Origin of the sequence: Mesorhizobium sp. M0437, from assembly GCF_040321335.1 — a bacterium.
Lineage (GTDB): Bacteria > Pseudomonadota > Alphaproteobacteria > Rhizobiales > Rhizobiaceae > Mesorhizobium.
Genome location: NZ_JAMYRK010000013.1, coordinates 122,446 through 129,869, shown reverse-complemented (window position 1 = coordinate 129,869; position 7,424 = coordinate 122,446). Strand labels below are relative to the sequence as shown.

Here is a 7,424-nt window from a genome sequence, read left to right as displayed (position 1 = left end):
AAGCTGAAGATCGTCGATCCGGGCGCGCTGATCCTGCGCCATGCCTGCACCGGCTGCGGCGTCCACATGCACGGCCCGGTCGAGCGCGACCACGCGTTCAAGGGGCTGTCCTTCATCCATCCGGAACGCTTCCAGGAAGACGGCTGGTCGCCGCCGGGCTTCACCGCCTTTGTCTCCTCGATCATTGAGTCCGGTGTCGATCCGAGCCGCATGGACGGCATAAGGTCACAGCTGAAGTCGATCGGGCTCGAACCTTATGATTGCCTCAATCCAGGACTGATGGACTATATCGCCACCTGGACGGCCAAGCGGTCCGGCGCGTTGCCGGCCTAGTAGCCGCTCGACTATCATCGATCGAGCCGGGCGACGCCGCCCGGCTCTTTCACATTTGGAACAACGATGCCCGCACCTGCTATTCTCGTCGATGCCGACGCTTGCCCGGTGAAGGCCGAGGTCGAAAAAGTCGCCGAGCGGCACGGCATCGTCGTCACCTTCGTCTCCAATGGCGGCTTGCGTCCGTCGCGCGATCCGATGATCCGCAATGTCGTCGTCTCCAAGGGCGCCGATGCCGCCGACGACTGGATCGTCGAAAACGCCCGGTCCAACGACATTGTGGTGACCGCCGATATCCCGCTTGCCGCGCGCGCGGTGGCGCTTGGCGCCCATGTGCTCGGCCCGACGGGACGCCCGTTTACGCCGGAAACGATCGGCATGGCGGTGGCAATGCGCGATCTCAAGCAGCATCTGCGCGAGACCGGCGAAAGCAAGGGCTACAATTCGAGCTTCGCGCCGCAGGACCGCTCGCGGTTCCTAGGCGAGCTTGACCGCATCCTACGGCGAGCGCTGAAATCCGCGTCAGCGGACTGAAGGCCATGGCGACTGGTACCCCGACCAAGATGCCCATGCAACGCCACACGCCGTTCGCGGTGTCGGCCTGCATCGGCGCGGCAGCCTTTGGCGCCGCGCTGGTCTGGCGTGCGCCGCTTGCCTATTCGATCGGCGCCAATGTGTTCTTTGCCGCCTATCTCGTCCTTGTCATCGCCCATATGCCGCGGCTTACCGGCAGCTATCTGCGCAAGAATGCAGGCGACACGGACCTGCCGGTACTGGCCATCTTCGCGGTCACGCTGATTGTCGTCGCTATTGCCATCATGTCGTTGTTTCAATTGATCAACAGGGAGAAGAGCGCGGACACCGTCGAGCTTATGGTGGCGCTGCTGTCTATCCCGCTTGGCTGGTTGACCATCCATGCGATGGCGGCACTTCACTACGCGCATATCTACTGGTTGGATGGCGATGCGATGGATGGCGACACAAAAAAGAAAATTCCGGTCGGCGGCCTTGACTTCCCGGGCGGCAAGCGGCCGGAAGGCTCGGATTTCCTCTATTTCGCTACGGTGATCGGCATGACGGCGCAAACCGCCGACACCAACATCACGACCTCGCAAATGCGCCGTGTCGTGCTTGTGCATTCGATCCTGTCGTTCTTCTTCAACACGGTCATCGTGGCAGCCGCGGTCAACCTCGCCGTCAGCCTCGGCAGTCCGTAATAAATCCGTGATCGGGTGAAACATCGCTTAGGCTGGCGACGTATTGGGAGGAGAAGAGATCTGACAGGCCATGCGGAACCGCTTGGCAGGGAGGCACGGAAAACATGGAATCAGTTGCCAGAGGCGAAGCCAGCACCGAGGCAGATAGCGCTGCTTCGACGGATGCGACGCTGATCTATCGCCAGTCGCGCTGGACGCGGCTGACGCATTGGCTGTGGGCGATCGCGCTGTTCTTCATGCTGCTTTCCGGCCTGCAGATCTTCAACGCCCGCCCACAGCTCTACATCGGCAAGGAGTCGGGTTTTGGCTACAACAACACCGTCTTCGCCATTGGCGCCGAGAATACGGCGACTGGCCCGCGCGGCTATACCGAAATCTTCGGCAAGCGCTTCGATACCACTGGCGTGCTCGGCTGGTCGGGTCCGGCCGGCCAGGAGACCTCCCGTGCCTTCCCGTCCTGGGCGACGATCCCTTCCTATTACGATCTCGGCACCGCGCGCGTTGTTCATTTCTTCTTCGCCTGGGTGCTGACCACCACGCTGCTGGTCTGGCTGGTCGCCAGCCTGATCAACGGCCATTTGCGCCGCGATCTTGCCCCGCGCCTCGATGATTTCAGGCGCCTGCCGCGAGACATTGTCGAGCACGCCAAACTCAGGTTCCATCACACGCGCGACTACAACACGCTGCAGAAGCTGGCCTATGGCGGCGTGCTGTTCGTGCTGCTGCCGCTGATGATCGTCACCGGCCTTGCCATGTCGCCGAGCATGGATTCGGTGCTGCCGTTCCTGAATGATCTGCTCGGCGGCCGGCAGACGGCGCGCACCATTCATTTCACGGTGATGCTGCTGCTCGTCGCCTTCTTCATCATCCACATCCTGATGATCCTCGCCGCCGGCCCGATCAACGAGCTGCGCTCCATCATCACCGGCTGGTACCGAACCGACACGCCGGCGCATGGCGACAAAGCGCCAGAGAGGAGTGCCTGACATGGCGAAATTCGAGATCAGCCCCAAGCTACAAATAAGCCGAAGAAAGTTCCTGACCTCGGCCAGCCTCGGCCTTTCCGGCATCATGCTGTCGGGCTGCGACGCCTTCGACAGCCAGCTTGGCGTCGGCAACGGCCTGCGCAGCTTCCTCGAAAGCGCCAATGGCATGACCTGGCGGGCGCAGCGACTGCTTGCCGGCGCTGATGCGCTGGCGCCGGAGTTCACCGAGGCCGACATTCGCCAGCCGCAGCGGCCGAACGGCGTCACCGCACCGGACGACGATTTCTACAAGGGCCTGCTCGCCAGCGATTTCGCCGACTGGCGGCTGGAGGTTTCAGGCCTCGTCGAAAAACCGCTGTCGCTGAGCCGCGAGCAGCTGATGAACATGCCGAGCCGCACCCAGATCACCCGCCACGACTGCGTAGAAGGCTGGAGCTGCATTGCCAAATGGACCGGCACGCCGCTGTCGCTGGTGCTCGACCAGGCAGTGGTCAAGCCGCAGGCGCGCTACGTCATGTTCCACTGCCTCGATACGATCGACCGCAGCCTGGCCGGCGATATCAAATATTACGGCTCGATCGACCTGGTCGATGCCCGCCATCCGCAGACGATCCTTGCCTATGGCCTCAACGGCAAGCCGTTGCCGGTCGAAAACGGCGCGCCGCTGCGCGTCCGCGTCGAGCGCCAGCTCGGCTACAAGATGCCGAAATACCTCTACAAGATCGAGCTGGTCGACGGCTTCGCCAATCTCGGCGGCGGCAGAGGCGGCTATTGGGAGGACAATGGCTACGACTGGTACGGCGGCATCTGACCGAAACCTGACCCAAGCTTCATCTAACTGTCGTCGTCGCTGTCGTCGCCGTCGCTGCGCAGGGCCGGATTCAGGTCAGGATTATCGTCAGGGGTGACAAGCTTGCCCAGCCCGTGCGGTCCCTGGTAGTTGCCGTGGGTATCGAAGTTGGGGTTGCCCTGATTGTCGAATTGCGGCGTCGGATCGATCGATTGGTCGTAACGGCGCGGGCGCGGCTTCGGATAGTAATTATCGGAATGATGGCGATGCGAATTGCCGTTGTCGAGAATGGCGCCTACCACCGCCGACGATAATGGCTGCGGCGACGTCGCCAGCAGAGGGATTGCGGTCGGGGCCGGCGACTGCGAATTCGGCCGAGCAACCATTGTCGACCCAGATGCCGCCGCCGTCATAGCCCCAGCTTCTACCGTATACGCAACGCGCCTTCGAAAGCCTGGAGGTCAACTGCACGCCGCGGCGCGTATCGACCCCGCAATAGGAATAGCGGTAATCGGCGCTGGAGCAGACCACGCGTTTTGCCCCCGCAGCCTGCGCTGCCGCCGGCAGCAGCGAAAGCTTCGCCGGATTGCCCAGGATGCAAACCAGGAACATCATCGAACCGGTAACCGTCATCCGTGTCGACATCGCAACTCTCCATCAGGGTCCGCTATCGACAGAATGGCACCTCTGTGTAAATCTGACAACCGGACGGGCTCAGCGAGGTTATATTAATGCGCGCTAAGATGATCGCCACAACTATACTTGCCCTTTCTGCCTGGTTGGCTTTGTCGCTGCTGCCGGCCCGGGCGGACGACAGCCTCAAGCGCATCATCGACCAGAAGGCACTGACGATCGGCGTGGCGCTCAACCCGCCATGGATCCTCAAGAAGGCCGACGGGAAGTTGGCCGGCTATGATGTCGACCTGACCAGTGCGCTGGCGTCTGATCTCGGCGTCGACCTGAAGCTGGTCGAGGTGCCCTGGAACGACCTTAAGACAAGACTGCTCAAGGGTGATTTCGACATGATCGCGGCTGGCTACGCCAGCACGCCGGAACGCGCACGCGAGGTGGTGTTCTCCAACCAGACCGGCACCGCCGATATCCGCATGGTTGCGACGATCGCCAGCCTTGGGAAAAGGCCGGGAAAGGCAGTGGCGGCGCCGGGATACAAGATCGCCGTGCTGTCCAATTCCACCGATGAAGCCGCCGCGAAGGAAGCTTTTCCCAAGGCGACCATCCTGTCTTTCGACAATACCTCAGATGTTTTCGCCGCGATCATCGGCGGCGACGCACAGGCAATGGTCGCGACATCGCCAACGCCCCAAATGGCCGCCAGGCTCTATGACGCGAAGTTGACAATGGTGGGCGGCCCGCTGTTGCGGACGCCGGAGGCGTTTGCGATGCGCCCGGACGATGTGCGCCTCATCCAATACGTCAACAACTGGATCGGCGCGCGCACCGCCGACGGCACCATAGGCGGCGTGCGCCGCTACTGGTTCGGCAGCTTCAAATGGATGTCGCGGTTCGACACCAGCGCCAAGCCGGAGCCCGCCAAACAATAGCGTCGCGCGACTGCTTATGCGACCTTGTCGATCAGCGACCGTATTTCAGCGACAGTGGCGCGCTCGCTCCATGATCGTCGGATTCAGCTGTTTCACGGCCGCAAAATTCGCTTTGGTCCCCTTGGCCGGCATGTGCTAGCGTTGCCAGATGAAAAGTCGTTCCCCCAAATTAGATCGCTCGCCAAAGAGCGGACACTATGTCCTGACGAGCAGTCGAGGCGCCAAAATCAGCGCCGTCGAAGGTATGAAGCTAAGTCCACGCATGGGGCATATCCTTGAGCAAAGCTCGCAGCGTGGGCTGAGCGGTGATGAGCGACGCAAGCTCATCAAAGAACAGGCGCGCAAGAAGTAGCGGACCTTGGTCTATGCCGCAGAATCCGATCCTCTGTGCTATCCGGGCACGACCGTCCTTCGCAACCTCCTCGACATTCATGATCAGTCCGAGCTCGACGAGTTTGAGCTCGCTCTGTTTCTGACCCGGGCCGATGAGGCTTTTCCAGCTGGTGATCTGGATTATCCGCACTATCTGGCACTGCATCGTCACCTGTTTCAGGACGTCTATGCGTGGGCCGGTGAACCGCGCACCATCCGCATCGGCAAGGGCGGTAACTGGTTTTGCTACCCTGAGTACATCGATGCCGAGATGCAGCGGGTTTTCGGAGAACTCTCAGCCGCCGGCCATTATTCCAGCACATCAGCCGAGGTCTTTGCAGCTGGCGCAGCGCACGTTCTCGCTGAGATCAATGCGATACACCCCTTCCGAGAAGGCAACGGCCGCACTCAGCTGGCGTTTCTGGCGATATTAGCCGATAACGCCGGCCATGGTTTCGACGATGACGAGCTGGATCGCGATCGTGTAATGAAGGCCATGATCTCAAGCTTTTCCGGCGACGAAGCCCCACTCACGCGCCTGATTCAGGACATTGTCGCTTAAGGGCTGCCTACCGATCCTGGCTGATGTTGCCTGTCCTCGGAAAGGTTAATGCGCTGCCGTCGGCTGTAATCAGTCGCTAGAGATGCGCTTGAGCCTGTCCAGTTAATTGGCTGCCTGTCCGTTCGCATCGCTTCAGGGTTGGCAGTGACGCTCGGTTGCTCGTGAAAGGCTCACGCAACCTTGTCGATCAGCGGCTTCAGCGCCGGGTGGATTTCCGGCGAGGCGTGCTTGATCAGCGTCAGCAGCGCGCGCTCGTTCTCATGCAGCGGCCGGTCGCCGATGTGTTCGGCGAGCCACTTCGCTTCGCCGGCGTCGACCGTCTCGGCGCGGCGGGCCAGTGCCTCGGCTGCCTTGTTCCTCGATTCCCATTCGGCCTCGACGTCGCCCGGTGAGAGATAGGCTTCCATGATGTCGGACAGGCCGCCCGATACCATGCGGCTGAAGAACCCGCCGATCTCCGGATCGGCCTGCTCGAAGAACGAATCCCGGCGCAGCGCCACGTCGCGCACCGGCGGTTCGTAGCCGGCCGAACACATGACGAAATTGGCGATCGCCTTGACGAACAGATCGTTCCAGGACGGATCGTTGTCGCCCGCCGCTGTCCGCTCGTTGATCTCGAACAGCACCTCGGCCTCGGCGCGGCTGATGGCGATGTTGCCATCGCCGCCGTAGGCGTAAAGGATGCGGCGCAACAGCTCGACCTCAGCCTTGGCAATCGACCCAGGGATAAGCCTGCCGCCGGTCATCAGCGGCCCCTTGCCGTCCACGACCGCATGAGCGACCTGCTCCAGCGCATAGCTGGAAAGCGTGCTCGGCGATGATTTGGCAACTTCCAGCACATGCACCAGCAGCTCGAGTTCGGTCTGGCTGTCGACCATGCCGTCGCGCGAAATCGTCCGGATCAGCCAGTCAGCATTGTCTTGCGAAACATAGCCCGCCGGCTTTTCCTGGTGGACGATGAAATCGGTGACGGCCTCGACGAAAAACTCAAGCCATTCTGCGCATTTGTCCCTCGCCGTTGCATCCAGCGCAAACAGCGCCTCGGCCTCGCCGCGCGTTACTAGGCCGTCGCCGAACACTTCGCCGCGCAGCATGACCACGTCTTCCGCCGTGATCCGATTTTTCGAGGCCAGCCCGGCCACCGGCGCGCTCATGATCAATTCGCCCATTGTCTTCCCCGCCCGCCGCCGGTAATTGCCGGCCCTTATGCGGTATATCGGCAAGGTCTTGAGAAACCGGCAAGCGGCGTGGTTAGCGAAGGCTTGCCCGTAAAGAAGGCCCGCGGAAGACCTGGCAGTAAAAATGTCGCCGGCAGGTGACAAGGTGTCGTCCACGGGCTATGGATGACGAGTCGAGGGCTCCTGACCGAGTCCTACCTGTTTGTGGGAGAGAGCAGCGAGAGCTGCCGCCGAAGGGGAAATCGCCCGAAATCTCTCAGGCAAAAGAACCGTAGACGGGAAAGACACTCTGGAAAGTCGGGGCTTGCCCCCGCGCCGAAGGTGTAAGCGCTGCCGACAGAGTTACGGGGCGCGAGTCTCTCAGGCTTCAGACAGAGGGGCACGGACTGGTCGCCATTCGCGGCCGCTTGCGTGCGACTCTGGA

At 61.7% G+C, this 7,424-nt stretch carries 8 protein-coding genes, 2 pseudogenes and 1 riboswitch; of the genes and pseudogenes, 7 read left to right on the top strand and 3 right to left on the bottom strand.

Going from position 1 to position 7,424, the window contains the following annotated elements; all coding sequences use genetic code 11:
• The 5 genes and pseudogenes from NKI72_RS11405 to NKI72_RS11385 form a co-directional block, all read left to right on the top strand.
• A pseudogene (locus NKI72_RS11405) lies at positions 1 to 333 on the top strand (S-(hydroxymethyl)glutathione synthase); the annotation flags it as partial.
• Between the two features lie 66 nt (positions 334 to 399).
• Positions 400 to 867 (top strand): YaiI/YqxD family protein, encoded by a 468-nt coding sequence (locus NKI72_RS11400; RefSeq protein WP_352454435.1) that lies wholly within the window; start codon positions 400 to 402, stop codon positions 865 to 867.
• 5 nt (positions 868 to 872) lie between these two features.
• Positions 873 to 1,550, top strand: a complete 678-nt coding sequence (locus NKI72_RS11395; RefSeq protein ID WP_352614058.1) for a DUF1345 domain-containing protein — start codon at positions 873 to 875, stop codon at positions 1,548 to 1,550.
• 104 nt (positions 1,551 to 1,654) lie between these two features.
• Positions 1,655 to 2,536 (top strand): cytochrome b/b6 domain-containing protein, encoded by an 882-nt coding sequence (locus tag NKI72_RS11390; RefSeq protein ID WP_352850161.1) that lies wholly within the window; start codon positions 1,655 to 1,657, stop codon positions 2,534 to 2,536.
• 1 nt (position 2,537) lies between these two features.
• Positions 2,538 to 3,347, top strand: a complete 810-nt coding sequence (locus NKI72_RS11385) for a molybdopterin-binding protein (protein ID WP_352831578.1) — start codon at positions 2,538 to 2,540, stop codon at positions 3,345 to 3,347.
• 23 nt (positions 3,348 to 3,370) lie between these two features.
• Here the strand turns inward: NKI72_RS11385 and NKI72_RS11380 are convergent, their stop codons facing one another.
• Together NKI72_RS11380 and NKI72_RS11375 are read right to left on the bottom strand one after the other, a co-directional pair.
• Positions 3,371 to 3,739: a hypothetical protein gene (locus NKI72_RS11380; protein WP_352850160.1), complete on the bottom strand. Its 369-nt coding sequence runs from the start codon at positions 3,737 to 3,739 to the stop codon at positions 3,371 to 3,373.
• Positions 3,740 to 3,752: 13 nt separating this feature from the next.
• Positions 3,753 to 3,938, bottom strand: a pseudogene (locus NKI72_RS11375) (hypothetical protein); the annotation flags it as partial.
• A gap of 119 nt (positions 3,939 to 4,057) precedes the next feature.
• Between NKI72_RS11375 and NKI72_RS11370 the strand changes: the two are divergent.
• A complete protein-coding gene (locus NKI72_RS11370) occupies positions 4,058 to 4,888 on the top strand; it encodes a transporter substrate-binding domain-containing protein (RefSeq protein WP_352451339.1) in 831 nt (276 codons plus the stop codon).
• A gap of 358 nt (positions 4,889 to 5,246) precedes the next feature.
• Positions 5,247 to 5,822, top strand: a complete 576-nt coding sequence (locus NKI72_RS11365; RefSeq protein WP_352816759.1) for a Fic/DOC family protein — start codon at positions 5,247 to 5,249, stop codon at positions 5,820 to 5,822.
• A gap of 170 nt (positions 5,823 to 5,992) precedes the next feature.
• Here the strand turns inward: NKI72_RS11365 and NKI72_RS11360 are convergent, their stop codons facing one another.
• A complete protein-coding gene (locus tag NKI72_RS11360) occupies positions 5,993 to 6,991 on the bottom strand; it encodes a hypothetical protein (RefSeq protein WP_352831576.1) in 999 nt (332 codons plus the stop codon).
• Positions 6,992 to 7,195: 204 nt separating this feature from the next.
• A riboswitch (glycine riboswitch) is annotated at positions 7,196 to 7,282 on the top strand.
• Positions 7,283 to 7,424 lie beyond the last annotated feature (142 nt).